Here is a 17,083-nt window from a genome sequence, read left to right as displayed (position 1 = left end):
GTGCTGGAACTGGGCCGGGCGGGCTCGGCGGGAGTGGAGAAGGGCGTGCTGCCCGTGCTGCGGGACGGCGCCGTCGTGGCGCAGCTGCGGGCGTCGAACTGGAAGGAGTCGGCCACGGCCGTCGTCGGCGATCGCGAGTGGGTGTTCGCGAGGCAGAAGCGGGAGCTGACCGGCCGCTGGTCGGCCGAGCCCGAGGGCGCCGCCCGGCTGCGGGCGCGGCAGACCTCGTTCTGGAAGGGCACCTGGGAGGCCGACCTCGAGGGCACGCCCGTGGTGATCAGCGGCCTGTCGACGTGGAAGGGCACCCACCGGTTCACCAGCGGCGGGCGGACCGTCGCGGAGAGCGGCTCGACCGGCGGTTGGTCGCCGCGCCCGACGCTGGACTGCGACGAGGCGGTGCCCCTGGACCACCAGGTCTTCCTGCTCTGGCTGGAGCTGGTGGTCACCCGTCGGAACCAGTCGGCGGCGACCGGCGCGATCGTCGCCGGCGGTGCCGTGGCGGGGAGCAGCTGATGGCCGGCCGCGGCCGCATCCGGGCCGCCGACATCGCCGCCGTCCGCGAGCGCAGCCGCATCGACGAGGTCGTCGGCGAGCACCTGCAGCTCAAGCGGGCCGGCGGGGGCAGCCTGAAGGGCCTGTGCCCGTTCCACGACGAGAAGTCGCCGTCGTTCCACGTCACCCCCTCGCGCGGGCTCTACCACTGCCTGGCGGGGGAGACCGGCGTGCTCACCGAGGACGGCGTCGTGCCGATCCGGGAGCTCGCCGGCCGGACCGTGCGTGTGCTCGCCGGCAACGGTGGCTGGGTGGAGGCGCCCTTCCGTTCTTACGGCGTGCAGCGGCTCATGCGCCTTACCGTGACCCGGAACGGGCGGGTGAAAGAGCTCTACGCGACGGACGAGCACCGGTGGTTCGTCTCCTCGGCCGCTGGTCCGCGTGAGGTCCTGACCGCCGGGCTGCTGGCGGGGGACCGCCTCGTCCGCTCGCTGATCGGGAGCCGGTCCCGCGACCTGGTCGGCGCCGGAGCGCCCGGCGCGACACCGCGGCCCCGCGACCCCGATGAGTGGGTCGTCCAGTCGGTGGAGTGGAGCGATCGGGTCGAGGAGGTCTTCTGCGCCGAGGTCCCCGGCACGCATGCCTTCACGCTCGAGGACAACATCCTCACCGGGAACTGCTTCGGCTGTGGGGAGGGCGGCGACGTCATCTCCTTCATCCAGAAGGTCGACCACCTGACCTTCAGCGAGGCCGTCGAGCTGCTGGCCGGGCGCACCGGCGTCCAGCTCCACTACGAGGACGACGGCGGCCGACCCACCGGCGCCCCCGACCGGCGCGACGCCGGGCAGCGGGCTCGGCTGGTGGCCGCCAACACCGCGGCCGCCGAGTTCTACGCCGAGCAGCTGCGCACGCCCGAGGCCGCGCCCGCCCGCCAGTTCCTCGCCGACCGCGGCTTCGACCGGCAGGTGGCGCTGGACTACGGCTGCGGCTACGCCCCCGGCGGCTGGGACGCCCTGACCCGGCACCTGCGCGCGAAGGGCTACAGCCAGGAGGAGCTGGTCACCGGCGGCCTGGCCAAGGAGTCCAGCCGCGGCACGCTCATCGACCGCTTCCACCGGCGTCTGGTCTGGCCGATCCGCGACATCACCGGCGACGTCATCGGCTTCGGCGCCCGCAAGCTGATGGACGACGACCCCGGCCCCAAGTACCTCAACACCCCGGAGACCCCGCTCTACAAGAAGAGCACCGTCCTGTACGGGCTGGACCGGGCCAAGCGGGACATCGCCCGCCGGCACCAGGCGGTCGTCGTCGAGGGCTACACCGACGTCATGGCCTGCCACCTCGCCGGCGTGACGACGGCGGTCGCGTCCTGCGGCACCGCGTTCGGCCCGGAGCACATCAGCGTGCTGCGCCGGCTGCTCATGGACCAGGACGAGTTCCGCGGGGAGGTCGTCTACACCTTCGACGGCGACGCCGCCGGCCAGGCCGCGGCCATGAAGACCTTCAAGGAGGACCAGCGGTTCGTCGCGCAGACCTTCGTCGCCGTCGAGCCCGACGGCCGCGACCCGTGCGAGCTGCGGCAGGCCTCGGGTGACGCCGCCGTCCGCGACCTGGTCGCCCGGCGCACGCCGCTGATCGAGTTCGTGCTGCGCACGCTGCTGACCGAGTACGACCTGGAGACCGTGGAGGGGCGGGTCGCCGCGCTGGACCGGACGGCGCCGCTGCTGGCCCAGGTCAAGGACCACGCGCTGCGCCCGGCCTACGCCCGCCGCCTGGCCGCGCTGATCGGCGACACCGACGAGTCCGAGGTCATGGAGCGGGTGCGCCGGCTCATGGGCGGCGGCGACGCCCCTCAGCGCGGCCGGCCGCGCACCCCCAAGCGCACCCCGGACGACCTCGCGCTGGAGGTGGAGCGGGAGGCGGTCAAGGCGGCACTGCAGGTGCCGGAGCTGGCCGGCCCGTCCTTCGACGCCATCCCGGCCGAGGCCTACACCGACCCCGACCTCGCCGCGGTCGCCGCCGCCGTCGCCGAGGCCGGGGGAGCGGCGGCCACCCAGGTGTCGGGCCCGGCCTGGCTGGACGAGGTGGCCGCGCACTGCCCCCGGGAGACGGCCCGCGCGCAGCTGACCGCGCTGGCGGTCGAGCCGCTGCGCTCGGTCGGGGAGGCCGACGGCGGCTACGTGCTGGCCGTGCTCGCCCGGCTGGAGGAGATGCACGTCGTCCGGCAGGTCGCCACGCTCAAGGGCCGGCTGCAGCGGATGAACCCGGTCGAGGCCGGCGACGAGTACATGAAGGTGTTCGGCCAGCTCCTCGCCCTCGAGCAGCAGGCCATCTCGCTGCGGAAGCGGGCGATCGGCGGGCTGGACTGATGGGCCTGCGGGAGCGGGTGCGGCAGCGCTTCGCCCGGCCGCCCGAGATCGTGCGCGCCGTCGTCCTGGCCTCGCCGGATCCCGACGAGCGGGTGCTCGCCTGGGGCGAGCTGGTCCGCGGGGAGGGCTGGCTGGTCGCCACGTCCCGCGGGCTGCGCCGCGTGCCGGCCGGGCTGGCCCTCGACGCGGCCGCCGATGTCGGCGTGCTGCCCTGGTACGAGGTCGGCTCGGCCCGCTGGGCGGCGACGACGGACGGCGGCGGCAGCTTCAGCGTCGTCCCGCTCGCCGAGGTCGAGCCGGGCGTGCGGGCGCGGCAGCCGGCGCAGCGGCACGCGCTCGCCGACGCCGGGGACCTGCCCGCCGTGGTGCGACGGCGGGTGGACGAGACGGTGGTGGACAGCCGCCGCTCCCCGCTGCCCGGTGGGGGAGCGGTGCTGCTGGTTGCCCGCCGCGTGCCCGGTCAGGCCGCGCGGGAGTGGAGCGTCGTGTTCGACGACGACGCCGACCGCACCGACCCCGCCGCCCGGGAGGCGGCGCGGCGGAAGCTGGCCGAGGTCGTCGCCGCCGAGCAGCCGGACTGACGCCGGAGCTCAGCGCCCCACGGCCGGGTCAGCGCGGCGTCTCGGTGCCCATGCGGGCCTTGACGGAGTTCACCACCGAGTCGGCGTGCGCCTGGGCCATCCCGGCGACCTCCTGCAGGCGCGGGTCCTCCTTGGCCTGCGACCACAGGCGACGGATCTGCTCGTAGCGCTCGCGCCCGGCGCGCGCGCCGAGGACGTAACCGGCGCCGAAGCCGACGAGGAGGGACATCTTCGCCACGGTGGGCCTCCAGGGGGCTCAGGGAATCGGTGATCACCGTACGCCGGGCGGCCGCCGCGCGCCGGGGTGCCTGCGCGGGCGCCGCCGGCCCATGCGCTACTCTCGTCAGGCGCGCGGGTCGCTCCCGCCCATCCCCCGTAGCTCAATTGGCAGAGCATGCGACTGTTAATCGCAGGGTTACTGGTTCGAGTCCAGTCGGGGGAGCATCTGCGCAGGTCAGCGAGCTGACCATCGTCCCCGGTGCGTGGCCGGGGAGTGATCACCGAGCGGCGTCGCCGCCAGCCCGTCCGGCCTCGGACCGGGTGTTCCGTCATGGGGTCCGGCTCGGTGCGGGGAGCCCGCGCCTCCGGTCGACCCGGCGGCGCTGCACCGACCAGCCGAGGACTCCCAGGACGATCCACGCGGCGGCGCCGACCACCGCCTCGGCGGTGGTGTCGGGGACCCGCAGGAACCCCAGGGTGTCCGGCCAGATCCGGGCCAGGCCGCTCAGTGCGAGACCGGCCCCACCGAACGCGCACATCCAGATCAGCGCCCGCTCCCGGAAGCGCTGCGCGATCAGCCCGCTCAGGGCCGCGACGGCGAGCACGAAGAGGACCGCCAGGACGGCGCTGCCGTCGTCGCCCTGCAGCAGGCCGAACAGCTTCGCCCCGATCACACCGCCGGCGATCGCGCCGACCACGAGCAGCGCCGCCCGGAACACGAGGCTCGCCAGCACCCAGGCCACGACGGCAGCGCAGGCGGCGACGATCGCGACGACGCCCAGCGAGCCACCCAGGGCCTCGGCGAGCAGCCAGCCGAGCGCGAAGCCCGAGGCCAGGACCGTCAGGTGGATCGAGACCATGCCGGCGAGGCACAGCAGCAGCCCGACGGCGAGCACGCCGACCCCGCTCACCGGGATGCCCCCGCCTGCCGGGACGTCGCGGCGCGCACCGGCCGCGGGGTGCCGGCGCGTGGCCGGGATGGGCTGGGGTCCGTCATGCCTCGCCTCCGGTGGCCGGGTGGACGTCGAGCCTCCGGCGGGGGCCCGCCTGCGGCCTCACCCCGACCGGGTGACCGTTCCGCCTCCCGGTCGCGCGGTCAGGCGTCGTCGTTGGCGCAGCGGAACCCGATGTTGGAGCTGCTGGACTCCGGGGTGTTCGACGACCGCGCGGCCACCCGGTAGCGGTAGCAGTACGAGTCGTGGCAGAGGAACGATCCGCCCCGCATCACGCGCGCCTCACCCGTCGCCGGCCCGCGGGGGCCCGTCACCGGACGCCCGGCGGCGGCCCGGGAGCGCTCGGCGTAGTCGGTGGGGGAGAACCAGTCGGCGCACCACTCCCAGACGTTGCCGACCAGGGACCACAGCCCGTAGGGGTTCTGGTGGAAGGCCTTGGCCGGACCGGTCGTGAGGTAGCCGTCCTCCAGCGTGTTCGTGGTCGGGAACCGGCCCTGCCAGATGTTGAGCAGCCACTTCCCCCGCGGCCGCAGCTCGTCCCCCCACGGGAACCGTGCCCCGGGCAGGCCGCCCCGCGCGGCGAACTCCCACTCCGCCTCGGTCGGCAGCCGCTTGCCCGCCCACCCCGCGTAGGCCCGGGCGTCGTCCCAGCTGACGTGGACGACGGGGTGCGCCTGACGTTCCCCGATGCCGGACCCCGGCCCCTCCGGGTGCCGCCAGTCCGCCCCGCGCACCTCCAGCCACCACGGCGCTCCCGGCATCCGCCCGAGCACGTCCCCGGCGTCGGCGACGGTCAGGTGGAACACCGCCGAGGAGCCGAACCGCTCGGCGTCGGTCACGTACCCGGTCGCCTTGACGAACGTCGCGAACTGGGCGTTGGTGACCGCGGTCGCGTCCATCCAGAACGGCTCCAGGACGACGTCGTGCACGGGCTGCTCGCCGTCGGCGGGATGGCCCTCGCCGAACGCGTCGCCCATCCGGGACGTGCCGCCGGGGATGCGCACCTGGCGCACCGTCGACCGCCGGCCGGCCGGGGCGAGCGCGGCGGGCCCCCCGGCCGGCGCCGCGTCCGTCGTGGTGTCGCCGGGCGAACGGCTCGCGGCGCAGCAGGCGGAGGGGCCCTCCGTGGTCACTGCGTGCCGAGCTCGACCCGCAGCCGCGCCTCCGGGTCCGTGTCGAGCCCGTCCGCGCCGCGGGTGACCGTGACGCTCAGGATCTCCCCGTCGAAGGCGTTCGCGAGGCCCTGCGGGTAGTCGCGCACGACCGGCGACTCGGGGTCCATGCCGACGTTGAAGGTCTGGTCCTCGGAGAAGTAGGCCGGTACCGACCACTCGAGGCGCCCCGTGGCCACCGGCTCGCCGTCCAGCTCCAGGGTCAGGTCGCCCCCCAGCCCGAACCCGCCGCCGTCGTAGGCGAACCGCACCGTCACCAGGTTCTCCGCGCCCACCACGAGCTCGCGGGGGGAGCGGACGTAGGTGATCTCCTGGTTCATGCAGTTGTAGGCGAAGGCGGGGCGCCCGTCGGTCACGAACAGCGTCCAGCCTGCGAACCGCCCGCCCTGGGAGGCCAGCACGCCCGAGTGCCGGGCCGTGGCACGCAGCGCGGCCGTGATGGAGAACGAGGTGTTCTTGACGCTGGGGACGGCGTCCTCCCGGAGCCGGCGCGTGCGCGGCCCGTAGGTGACCGAGCGGCCCAGCGCCAGGCCCGGCCGGTCGCCCTCGTCGAGGCCCAGCCGCTCCATCATCCGGTCGTCGATGGGGAACACCCCGCACCGCTCGGCCTCGGCGCGGAACAGCGCCTGCAGCTCGGCGAGCTCCTCCGGGTGCTCGGCGGCCACGTCGCGGGCCTGTGCCCAGTCGGTCGTCGTGTCGTAGAGCTCCCACACGTCGTCGGCCAGCGGGTTGAGCTCCGCGCGCGCGGTGAGCCACGGGACGCGGTGCGCCGTCACCGCCGTCCACCCGCGGTGGTAGATGCCGCGGTTGCCCAGCATCTCGAAGTACTGGGTCGTACGGGCCTCGGGCGAGGCGGCGTCCCGGATCGCCGAGAGCATCGAGACCCCGTCGAGGGGCCCCTGCGCGACCCCGTCCACGAACGCCGGCTGCGGCAGCCCGGCGGCCTCCAGCACGGTGGGCAGCACGTCGATCACGTGGTGCCAGTGGTGCCGGATCGCGCCGCTGTCGGCGATCGCGGCCGGCCAGTGCACGATCATCCCGTTGCGGGTGCCGCCGTAGTGGGAGGCGACCTGCTTGGTCCACTGGTAGGGGGTGTCCATGGACAGTGCCCAGCCGACCGGGTAGAGCGCGTAGCTGTCGCCGGTGCCGATGACGTCGAGGTCCTCGGCGGCCCGCTCGTGGTCCTCCGGGAGGCCGTTGAACGGCACCATCTCGTTGAGGGTGCCGTACAGCCCGCCCTCCGCGGACGCGCCGTTGTCGCCCAGGACGTAGACGATGAGGGTGTCGTCGAGCTGGCCGGTGGCCCGCAGGTGGTCGACGACCTTGCCGATCTGGGCGTCGGTGTGCTCGGCGAAGGCCGCGTAGACCTCCATGAGGCGTTCCGACAGCGCGCGCTGCGCCGGCGTCAGCTCGTCCCAGTCGGGCACGCCGGGTGCCCACGGGGAGAGCTCGGTGTCCGGCGGGACGACGCCGAGCTCCTTCTGCCTCGCGAGGGTCCGGTGGCGCTGCTCGTGGTACCCGTGCCCGAACTCGCCGCGGTACCGGTCCCGCCAGGCCTCCGGCACCTGGAACGGCGCGTGGGTGGCGCCGAAGGACAGGTAGGAGAACCACGGCCTCCCGGGGGTGTAGCGCGTGACGTCGTCGATCCAGTCGATCGCGCGGGCCGCGAGGTCCTCGGAGAGGTGGTAACCGGGGTCGGCCGGCAGGTCCACGGGGGTCGTGCCCGAGTACAGCGAGGGCGTGAACTGGTCGGTCTCGCCGCCGAGGAACCCGTAGAAGGTGTCGAAGCCCTCGCGGGTGGGCCAGTGGTCGAACGGGCCCGCCGGGGTCTGGTGCCAGGGCGGGGTCTGGTGCCACTTGCCGAACGCCGACGTCGCGTAGCCGTTCCCGAGCAGGATCTGGCCGATGGTCGCCGCGCTGCGCGGTCGCAGCCCGTTGTAGCCCGGTGCGTTGGACGCGAGCTCCGGGACCATGCCCATGCCGACGCTGTGGTGGTTGCGCCCGGTCATGAGCGCGGCCCGGGTGGGGGAGCACAGCGCGGCCGTGTGGAACCGCGAGAAGCGCAACCCGCCCTCGGCGAGCGCGTCGGTGACCGGCATCCGGCAGGGGCCGCCGAACGCCGAGGACGCCCCGAAGCCCATGTCGTCGAGCACGATCAGCAGGACGTTGGGGGCGCCCGCGGGTGGACGAGGGGGTTCCACGGGGGCGAACCGCTCGGACTGGTCGCGGTGGTCCTCGGCCGCCCGGACCCCCGGTCGTTCGGTCCAGACGGGGAGCGACGTCCTGTCCAACTGCGACCCCTCCAGGGCTCCGACCGGCAGAAGTGCCTGCGTACCGGAGCGCGCCGTCCCGGTCAACGCGGCGAGCGGGTGCGCCGCGCCGGGGGACGGGCCTCGGGACCGCCCTCTGCGCACGCTGGTGGCCGCTCCCGGGGTGAGCTGTATTGATAGCGATGCGACGCCCAATTCGAAGGAAAGTCGTCCTGGACGCCTCTGAATCGCGCTGCCAGAGTCGCCTGCACCGCAATCGGCGGCGCTGATCCCGCAGTCCTCCGCGGAAGACCGGCGATCCGCCACGACGATCCAGAACGGACCTCAGCGTGAACGCTCACACCAAGGGCTGGACCCGGGACGCACTGCTCGCGAGCCAGGTGTGGTTCGGCATCGACTCCGCCACCCGGATGATCTACAAGCGCGACCGCGGCATGGACGAGCTCATGGAGCTCGAGTTCGCCTTCATGCGCAAGCACCAGGAGACGCACTTCCTCGACGGTGCGAAGAAGCTCGGGATCATCGACTGGCCCCACCCCCAGCTGGCGGCCGGGTACCACTGCCTCAGCAACATGGTCGGCGGGATCGAGACCGGCTACCTCGACGAGGGCCACCGGGCGTGGATCTTCTACTACCCGCCGGACTCCTACGCCGGGTCGCCGACCCTCCCGACGCCGATGGCCGTGGCCGTCGACATGGAGCTGCACTGGCAGAACTTCCGGGCCTGGCACGCCAACAACGGCGTGCTGCTGGGCAACCCGCGCCTGCGCGTCGTGATCACGGACATGATCGCCGACGGCGGTCCGTACAACGCCTGCTTCTTCGAGGAGGCCGACCACGACCTCACCGAGGACGAGCGCCTGGTCATCGACTACTCGATCGAGACGCCCCTGCCGGGCCCGGTGCCGGCCTGGGCCGAGGAGGCCTGGCCGCAGGAGCGGCGCAGCACCGCGCTGCGCAAGTACAACGCCGAGTACGCCGTCGGCGGGTTCGCGCAGATCGAGACGATGCAGGGCCCGGACGTGGCGATGGACATCGCGCAGAAGTCCTTCACCCAGAACTTCGTCGCCTGGGCGCGGTCGCTCATGCGCGAGTTCGGGCTCGACGAGGAGACCGACCCCGTGCGCCGGGTGGCCGGCCTCTTCCAGCGCACGTTCGGCGTCATCGGCGACGAGTTCACGGAGCTGGAGAGCGGGGACTCCGTCCTGCTGGACCACACGTTCACCCGGCTCCGGGTCCCGCAGTACGAGGGCTGGGAGACCCTGCCCCGCCGCATGGAGGAGGCCATCGCCCGCGCGTGGAGCACGGTCGCGCGCACGGTCGACGCCGACGTCGTCGTCACCGTGGAGCGCTCGCGGTCCGAGGGCGAGGCCAGCACGCACTGGCGCTTCACGCCGCGCGGCTGACCGCACCGCCCACCCCCGACGCCGGCGCGGCTGCGGCCGGCGACCCCACCCGCCACAGAGGAGAAGCAGAACGATGGATGCGGTCGAGGAGTGGCTGCGCGACGGGCCCTGGGACCTCGGGACGCTCGTCGCGCAGCGCGCGGAGCAGTACGGCGACAAGGTCCTGCTGCGCATGCCCGGCGTGACGATCACCTACCGCGAGTTCGACGAGCGGACCAACCGGCGCGCGCGGACGCTGCAGGAGCTCGGCGTCGGCCGGGGTGACGTCGTCGCCCAGATGCTGGCCAACGAGCCCGACTTCCTGGTCACCTGGCTGGCGCTGGCGAAGCTGGGCGCGATCCACATCGGCATCAACACCGAGTTCCGGGACGTCGGTCTCGCCCGGCTGCTGGACCGGCTGGGCACCAAGGTCGTGGTGACCTCGGCCGACTACGTCGGGCGGATCCACGACGTGCTCGACGAGGTCCCCACCCTCGAGGTGGTGGCGCGCACCGACCCGCAGAACCGCGGCGAGGCCGGGTCCGGTCGCGTCCGGGAGCTGTTCCTGGCCGACGTCGAGTCGAGCGACGCCTCCCCGCTGGGGATCGTCATCGACCACCGCTGGCCGTCGATGTTCAAGCTCACCTCGGGGACGACCGGCCCCTCCAAGGCCGTGGAGGTGAGCCACCACTTCTCGATCGCCTCGGCCGTGGAGGTCGCCTTCCACCACGGCCTCGACGAGACCGACACGACCTTCTCGTCCTACCCGCTGTACCACGGCGAGGCCACGGTCGCGACGTTCCTGCCGGCCCTGTACCTCGGCGCGACCTGCGCGATCCTGCCGCGGTTCAGCGTCTCGAGCTACTGGGACGACATCCGCGAGTACGGCGCCACCTTCACGACCATGATGGGCGCGGTCATGTCCTTCCTCTGGCAGCAGCCGGAACGGGAGACCGATGCCGACAACCCCCTCCGGCGGATCGGGAGCGCCCCGACGCCCTCGTTCTGGCGGGAGTTCGAGACCCGGTTCGGCCTGAGCGTCGGGCGCGTCTACGGCTCGTCCGAGGGCGGCCAGGGCGTGTGGGGCGAGCAGGGCGTCGAGCAGCGGGAGGGCACCTGCGGCATCGCCTGCAGCCACTACGAGGTCCAGGTCGTCGACGACTACGACCGCCCCGTGCCGGCGGGCGAGCTCGGCGAGATCGTCACCCGGCCCCGCTACGCCTACGGGATGATGACCCGCTACTTCCACGAGCCGGAGGCGACCGTGGAGGTCCTGCGCAACCTCTGGTACCACTCCGGCGACCTCGGGTCCCTCGACGAGGACGGTTACCTGACGTTCGCCGGGCGCAAGCGGGACGCGATCCGTCGGCGCGGGAAGAACATCTCCGCGTTCGAGGTCGAGGAGGTGCTCGACACCCACCCCGACGTCGTCGAGAGCGCGGTGATCGGGGTGCCCTCGGAGCACACCGAGGAGGAGGTCAAGGCCCTCCTCGTCGTCCACGAGGGCCGGGAGCTCGACCCCGCGGCCTTCGTCGAGTGGTCGCGCGAGCAGCTGCCGAAGTACGCCGTCCCCCGGTACGTCGAGGTGGTGGCGGAGTTCCCGAAGACGCACACGGGCAAGGTGCAGAAGAAGGTCCTGCGCGAGACGTGGCGGACGGCCGGGACCCACGACGCCGAGTCGGGGTCGCCGGTCACCACCGCCTAGGGGGACGCCGGGCCCCGGGGTGTGCGGGGAGACTGCTCTGCGTGCACCCCGGACCCGGCAGCCGCTGAGATGGAACTGCGTCAACTGCGGTACTTCGTCACCGTCGCCGAGGAGCTGCACTTCGGCCGCGCCGCCGCTCGGCTGCACATGTCGCAGCCGCCGCTCAGCGCCCAGGTGCAGAAGCTGGAGCACACGCTGGGGGTCCGGCTGCTGGAGCGCTCGACGCGCAGGACCACCCTGACGCCCGCCGGGGAGCTCTTCCTCCGGCGGGCGCGGGAGATCCTGGCCGCCGCGGACGCGGCGGCCGACGAGGCCCGCGAGGCCGACGCCGGCCGGCGGGGGCGGCTGCGCGTCGGGTTCGTGGGGTCGGCCAACTTCACCGTCCTGCCGCCGGCGATCCGCGCGTTCCGGCAGGACCGTCCGGGCGTCGAGGTGCGGCTGGAGGCACTGACCAGCGGCGAGCAGGTGGAGGCGCTGCACGCCGGCACCCTGGACGTCGGCCTGATCCGGCTGCCCGCGCTGGGGACCGGCCTGCACCTGGAGACGCTCCTGACCGAGGAACTGGTCGCCGTGGTGCCCGACAACCACCCGCTCGCGGCGCGCGACGGCGTCGGCGTCGAGGACCTGGTGGGGCAGCCGCTGGTGCTGTTCCCGTACCAGCCGATGCCCGGGTTCGTCGGTCAGGTGCTGGAGATGTTCGCCGAGGTCGAGGCGACGCCGCAGATCGTCCAGCAGGCCATCCACCACGAGACGATCCTCAGCCTGGTCGCCGCCGACATCGGGCTCTCTATCCTCCCCGCGTCGGCGACCAGTGCCCCGGCGCTCGGCGTCCGGTTCCTGCCCATCGAGTCGTCGCCGCTGTCGGAGCTGGCCATCGCGACCAGGCCCGACCTGGACTCGCCGATGGTGTCGTTCTTCGTCGACTGCCTGCGCCGCGCCGCCGCCCTCCGCTGAGGCCGCGGGCGCCGGGCCGTCGGGCCCCGGGCGCTCCCACGGCAGAGGACGGCACGTCCGTCCAAGCCGCACCGGCCTCCGGGCGACCAGGTTGGGAGGGCGGCGCCGCCCCCGGGCGGTGACCCCACGAGGACGGAGCGGCCGTCCTCCCGGCGGCCGGGCAGGCCCACAGGACAGGAGTCGACATGCGCGTCATCGCTCTCGGTGGATCCGGCGGGATGGGGCGTGCCGCCCTGCGCGTCCTGGCCGCGGAGCAGCGCGTCGACGAGGTCGTGGTCGCCGACCTGGACGAGGCCGGCGCCGCCGAGGTGGCGGCCGAGCTGCGCGACCTGGGGCAGCCGGCGACGTCGCGGCGGGTCGACGTGACCGACCGCGCCGCGCTGCTGGACCTGCTCGCCGGCGCCGACCTCGTGCAGAACTCGGTCGGGCCCTACTCCCGGTTCGGGGTGCCGGTGCTCGAGGCGGCGATCGACTCGGGCTGCCGCTACCTCGACCTGTGCGACGACGCCCAGCCGACCCTCGACATGCTGGCGCTCGACGGGCGGGCCCGTGAGGCCGGCGTCGCCGCCGTCATCGGCGCGGGCGCCAGCCCCGGGCTGATGAACGTCTTCGCCCGGCTCGCGGCCGAGGGCATGGACCGGGTCGACGACGTGACGGTCGGCTGGACGCTGGACAACGTGCACCGCGGCTGGGACATGATGCGGGCCTCGGGGGAGGCGCGCAGCAGCGGACGCGGTGGGTACGCCGCGCTGGAGCACCTCCTCGAGCAGTTCTCGCACAGCGTGCCGGTGTACGTCGACGGTGAGCTCGGCCGGCGCCGCACCCGCGAGCGCGTGCGGTTCGACGTGCCGGGGCTCGGCCGCGGGACCGGCTACTCGGTCGGGCACCCGGAGCCGGTGACGCTGCCGCGGACCCTGGGCGCCCGCGGCTCCTCGCAGAGCGTGTGCCTGATGAGCTCGGGCCGGGCCCGGCTGCTCGTCGAGGTCGCCGCCGGCCTGGAGTCCGGGGCCCTGGACATGGCCGCCGCCATCACCCGGGTGGCCGAGGGCGTCGGCGTCCCGACGACCCCGGACGACGACCCGGAGTTCCCCGACTGCGGGGACCTGCCCACCTACTTCGTCCTCCTGACCGGGGAGCGCGACGGTCGCCGGGTGCAGCAGTACACCGGGTGCCTCAGCAAGCCCGAGCCGATGTCCGTCGGGACCGGCGTGCCCTACGGGATCGCCACCGCGGCACTCACGTCGGCGGACCTGCCGGCCGGGGTGCACCCGCTGGACGCGGTGGTGGCCGACGAGCCCTACCTGTCGCAGGTCGCCCGGCTGTGGGGCGTGTCCCGGGAGGAGCTCTGCTTCACCGGCAGCGTCCCGCTCCCCGGCTGAGGCACCGGCTGCGGGGCCGCCGGCGACCAGGGCGGCCCCGTGGTCCGGACGAGGCCGGACCCGTTCCCGCGTCATGGTTAGGTGAGCCTCACCTGAGTGCCCTCACGGTGGGGGCGCCGAGACGGAGGACGACGTGCGGAGTGGACCGGGGACCCGGTGCGTGGCGGTGGCGGTGGTGGCGGCGCTGGGCGGCGTCCTCACCGGGTGCGGGTCGGACGACGGGGAGGACGCCGCCGCGACCGGGTCGCCGTTCGGCGGCGCCTTCCCCGTCACCATCGAGCACCTCTACGGCGAGACGACGATCGAGGAGGAGCCGCAGCGGGTGGTCACCATCGGCCTGTCCGACCAGGACGCCGTCCTCGCCCTCGGCGTCGTCCCGGTCGCGGTGAGCCCCTGGTACGGCGAGTACGAGCACGGGGTGTGGCCGTGGGCCCAGGACGAGCTCGGCGACGGGGAGCCCGTCGTCCTCAACGACGGCGTCCGCGACGAGGAGAACCCGCCGCTGGAGGAGATCGCCGCGCTCGACCCCGACGTGATCATCTCCCTCTACAACGGGACGACGGAGGAGCAGTACGAGCAGCTGTCCGAGATCGCCCCCGTCGTCCTGCCCACCGAGGAGTACGCCGACTACGCGATCTCCTGGCAGGAGTCCGTCCGGGTCACCGGCAAGGCCCTCGGCCGGGAGGAGCGGGCCACCGAGCTGGTCGAGGGCCTCGAGCAGCGGTTCGCCGACGTCGCCGCGGCCAACCCGGCGTTCGCCGGCCTGCAGACGGTGATCGCCGAGCGCTTCGAGCCGGGCTCCTCGGTGGTGCGCGCCTCGGCCGACCCGCGGGGCCGGTTCTTCGAGTCGCTGGGCTTCCAGGTGCCCGAGGACCTCGACGCCCGGGCCGACGAGTTCGGCGAGCTGGTGGTCTCCGACGAGCTGCTCGACGACCTCGACCGTGACCTGCTGATCTGGAACGTCGGGTTCGCGCCGGAGATGCGCGCGGAGATCGAGGGCCTGGCGCTGTGGCCGACGCTGGACGTCGTCCGCGACGGCCGGGTGCTGTTCGTCGAGGACGAGCTCATCTCCGGGGCCTTCACCTGGTCGACCGTGCTGAGCCTCGACTACGCCCTCACCGAGCTGGTGCCGCAGCTGCAGTCGGTGGTGGCCGGCACCGCCTGATCCCGGCACCGTCCGGCCCCCGGGACGGACGAGGGGGGCGCCCGGCCGGGCGCCCCCCTCGTCGTGCCTGGCCCCGGGGGCCGGCCCTGCGGCCGGCCCCCGGGTGTGCGGTCAGGCGTGCAGGTCGAAGCGGTCCAGCTCCATGACCTTGACCCAGGCCGCGGCGAAGTCCTGCACGAACTGCTCCTTCGCGTCGTCGGCCGAGTACACCTCGACGATCCCGCGCAGGACGGAGTTCGAGTTGAACACCAGGTCGGCCGCGGTGGCGGTGCGCACGACGGTGCCGTCGGCGGCCCGGCCCTCGTAGACGCCCTCGGCCTCGGACGAGGTGCTCCAGGAGACGCCCAGGTCGAGCAGGTTGCGGAAGAAGTCCTGCGAGAGGACCCCCGGGCGGTCGGTGAAGACGCCGTGCTGCGTGCCGCCGGTGTTGGCGCCCAGCACCCGCAGGCCACCGACGAGGAGGGTCATCTCCTTGGCGGTGAGCTCGAGCATGTAGGCCTTGTCGATCAGGAGGGTCTCGGGCGCGATCTTGACGCCCGGCTCGATCCAGTTGCGGAAGCCGTCGGCCCGCGCCTCCAGCCACTGGAAGTTCTCGACGTCGGTCTGCTCCTGCGAGGCGTCCGTGCGACCCGGGTGGAACGGCACGGTCACCTGCACACCGGCGTCGGCCGCCGCCTTCTCCACGGCCGCGCCGCCGGCGAGGACGACGAGGTCGGCCAGCGAGACCTTCTTCCCGGTCTGCTGCTGGAACTCGTCGCGCACGCGCTCCAGCACCGGCAGCACGTCGCGGACGCCGGCGTTGGCCGCCCAGTCGATCTGCGGCTGGAGGCGGATCCGCGCGCCGTTCGCGCCACCGCGCTTGTCGGTGCCGCGGTAGGAGGCGGCGGCCGACCAGGCGGTGTGCACCAGCTGGGACACCGTCAGGCCCGAGGCCAGCACCCGCTGCTTGAGGTCGGCGATCTCCGCCTCGCCCACGAGCTCGTGGTCCACGGCCGGCACCGGGTCCTGCCAGATGAGGTCCTCGGCCGGGACGTCGGGACCGACGTAGCGGCTCTTGGGGCCCATGTCGCGGTGCAGCAGCTTGAACCACGCCCGCCGGTACTGCTCGGCGAAGTACTCGGGGTCGTCCCGGAAGCGCTCGGAGATCGCGCGCAGCTCCGGGTCCTTGATCAGGGCCATGTCGGCGGTCGACATCGTGGGCGGGTTCTTCTTGCCCGCGACGTGCGCGTCGGCGACGAGCTCCTGCGCCTCGGGGTTCGTCGGCTGCCACTGCTTGGCGCCCGCGGGGCTGGTGGTGAGCTCCCAGTCCCAGCCGAACAGCGTCTCGAAGTAGGAGTTGTCCCACTGCGTCGGCGTCGGCGTCCAGGCGCCCTCGAGGCCGCTGGTGATGGTGTCGGCGCCCTTGCCGGTGCCGAACTCGTTCTTCCAGCCCAGGCCGTTGCCGTGCACCGGGCAGCCCTCGGGCTCGGGCCCGACGAGCGACGGGTCGCCGGCGCCGTGCATCTTGCCGAACGTGTGACCGCCGGCGACCAGCGCGACGGTCTCCTCGTCGGTCATCCCCATCCGGCGGAAGGTCACCTTGATGTCGTGACCGGAGGCCAGCGGGTCGCCGCTGCCCTTGGGGCCCTCGGGGTTGACGTAGATGAGGCCCATGGTGACGGCGGCGAGGGGGCCCTCGTCGAGGTCGAGGGGGTCCTCCCCGGCGTAGCGCTCGTCGCCCAGCCAGGTGTCCTCCGGCCCCCAGAAGACCTCCTGCGGCTGCCAGGTGTCGGCGCGGCCGAAGGCGAAGCCGAACGTCGGCAGGCCCATGTCGTCGTGCGCGACGTTGCCGGCGAGCACCAGCAGGTCGGCCCAGGAGAGCTTCCGGCCGTACTTCTGCTTGATCGGCAGCAGCAGGCGGCGGGCCTTGTCCAGGCTCGCGTTGTCCGGCCAGCTGTTGAGCGGGGCGAAGCGCTGGGCGCCCTCGCCGCCGCCGCCGCGGCCGTCGGCGATGCGGTAGGTGCCGGCGGCGTGCCAGGACATGCGGATGAACAGCGGGCCGTAGTGGCCCCAGTCGGCCGGCCACCAGTCGACCGAGGTGCGCATGAGCTCGGCCAGGTCGCGCTTGACGGCGGCGACGTCGAGCGTGGCGACGGCGGCGCGGTAGTCGAAGTCGGCGCCCAGCGGGTCGGAGTCCCGCGAGGGCTTGTTCAGCACCGACAGGTCGACCTGGTTGGGCCACCAGTCGCGGTTGCTCTGCGGCCGCCGGTTCGTGACCTGGGTCGGCGGCTTGATCGCCGGGTTCTCGCTCTCGCTGGTGCTCAGGGACTCGTTCTTGTCCGCCTCGCTCAAGGACGCGGTCTGCTCGTTGGGTTCGGTCACGTCGAGCACTCCCTCTTCTCGTTGTTCCTCGGTCTCGCGGCCGGGAGGACGACGCGCGCCCCCCGGTCTCGTGTGGGT

The 17,083-nt window shown here is 73.6% G+C and carries 13 protein-coding genes and 1 tRNA gene; 9 read left to right on the top strand and 5 right to left on the bottom strand.

What is annotated here, in order from left to right:
* Genes ACI781_RS13105 through ACI781_RS13095 form a run of 3 tightly spaced genes read left to right on the top strand, consistent with a single transcriptional unit; the run spans nt 1 to nt 3,442 of the window.
* Nucleotides 1-513 carry a hypothetical protein gene (locus tag ACI781_RS13105; protein ID WP_456566546.1) on the top strand — a complete coding sequence of 171 codons (513 nt, stop codon included), beginning with the start codon at nt 1-3 and terminating at the stop codon, nt 511-513.
* Complete coding sequence (gene dnaG / locus ACI781_RS13100; RefSeq protein WP_456566545.1) at nt 513-2,861, top strand: DNA primase; 2,349 nt, start codon at nt 513-515, stop codon at nt 2,859-2,861. Before ACI781_RS13105 ends, dnaG begins: the two co-directional genes overlap by 1 nt.
* Nucleotides 2,861-3,442: a hypothetical protein gene (locus ACI781_RS13095; protein ID WP_456566544.1), complete on the top strand. Its 582-nt coding sequence runs from the start codon at nt 2,861-2,863 to the stop codon at nt 3,440-3,442. The genes dnaG and ACI781_RS13095 overlap by 1 nt, the downstream gene beginning before the upstream one ends.
* Nucleotides 3,443-3,470: 28 nt before the next feature.
* On the opposite strand, the gene ACI781_RS13090 is transcribed toward ACI781_RS13095, so the two are convergent.
* Nucleotides 3,471-3,671, bottom strand: a complete 201-nt coding sequence (locus ACI781_RS13090; protein ID WP_456566543.1) for a hypothetical protein — start codon at nt 3,669-3,671, stop codon at nt 3,471-3,473.
* A gap of 140 nt (nt 3,672-3,811) precedes the next feature.
* On the opposite strand from ACI781_RS13090, the gene ACI781_RS13085 reads away from it, so the two are divergent.
* Nucleotides 3,812-3,884, top strand: a tRNA-Asn gene (locus tag ACI781_RS13085).
* 106 nt (nt 3,885-3,990) lie between these two features.
* Here the strand turns inward: ACI781_RS13085 and ACI781_RS13080 are convergent.
* The 3 genes from ACI781_RS13080 to ACI781_RS13070 form a co-directional block, all read right to left on the bottom strand.
* Nucleotides 3,991-4,572 (bottom strand): hypothetical protein, encoded by a 582-nt coding sequence (locus ACI781_RS13080; protein ID WP_456566542.1) that lies wholly within the window; start codon nt 4,570-4,572, stop codon nt 3,991-3,993.
* Between the two features lie 185 nt (nt 4,573-4,757).
* Nucleotides 4,758-5,618, bottom strand: coding sequence for a formylglycine-generating enzyme family protein (locus ACI781_RS13075; protein WP_456566541.1), 861 nt, complete (start codon nt 5,616-5,618; stop codon nt 4,758-4,760).
* Between the two features lie 125 nt (nt 5,619-5,743).
* The gene (locus tag ACI781_RS13070) at nt 5,744-7,987 is read right to left on the bottom strand and encodes an arylsulfatase (RefSeq protein WP_456566540.1); all 2,244 of its coding nucleotides are present in this window, start codon (nt 7,985-7,987) and stop codon (nt 5,744-5,746) included.
* Nucleotides 7,988-8,385: 398 nt separating this feature from the next.
* Here ACI781_RS13070 and ACI781_RS13065 point away from each other — a divergent pair, with 398 nt between their 5' ends.
* The 5 genes from ACI781_RS13065 to ACI781_RS13045 all read left to right on the top strand — a co-directional run bounded on the left by ACI781_RS13065 (nt 8,386) and on the right by ACI781_RS13045 (nt 14,644).
* On the top strand, nt 8,386-9,462 hold the full coding sequence (locus ACI781_RS13065) for a hypothetical protein (RefSeq protein ID WP_456566539.1): 1,077 nt from the start codon (nt 8,386-8,388) through the stop codon (nt 9,460-9,462).
* Nucleotides 9,463-9,535: 73 nt separating this feature from the next.
* Complete coding sequence (locus ACI781_RS13060; protein WP_456566538.1) at nt 9,536-11,146, top strand: AMP-binding protein; 1,611 nt, start codon at nt 9,536-9,538, stop codon at nt 11,144-11,146.
* 69 nt (nt 11,147-11,215) lie between these two features.
* Nucleotides 11,216-12,100, top strand: coding sequence for a LysR family transcriptional regulator (locus ACI781_RS13055; RefSeq protein ID WP_456566537.1), 885 nt, complete (start codon nt 11,216-11,218; stop codon nt 12,098-12,100).
* A 185-nt stretch (nt 12,101-12,285) separates the two neighbouring features.
* A complete protein-coding gene (locus ACI781_RS13050) occupies nt 12,286-13,479 on the top strand; it encodes a saccharopine dehydrogenase NADP-binding domain-containing protein (protein WP_456566536.1) in 1,194 nt (397 codons plus the stop codon).
* A 160-nt stretch (nt 13,480-13,639) separates the two neighbouring features.
* Nucleotides 13,640-14,644 (top strand): ABC transporter substrate-binding protein, encoded by a 1,005-nt coding sequence (locus ACI781_RS13045; RefSeq protein WP_456566535.1) that lies wholly within the window; start codon nt 13,640-13,642, stop codon nt 14,642-14,644.
* Nucleotides 14,645-14,755: 111 nt separating this feature from the next.
* On the opposite strand, the gene katG is transcribed toward ACI781_RS13045, so the two are convergent.
* Entirely contained in the window at nt 14,756-17,005 is a 2,250-nt protein-coding gene (katG, locus tag ACI781_RS13040) for a catalase/peroxidase HPI (RefSeq protein ID WP_456566534.1), read from the bottom strand.
* Nucleotides 17,006-17,083: the final 78 nt, after the last annotated feature.

It is taken from the genome of Blastococcus sp. SYSU D00695 (genome assembly GCF_054050555.1).
This window is presented reverse-complemented; position numbering and strand designations above follow the sequence as displayed.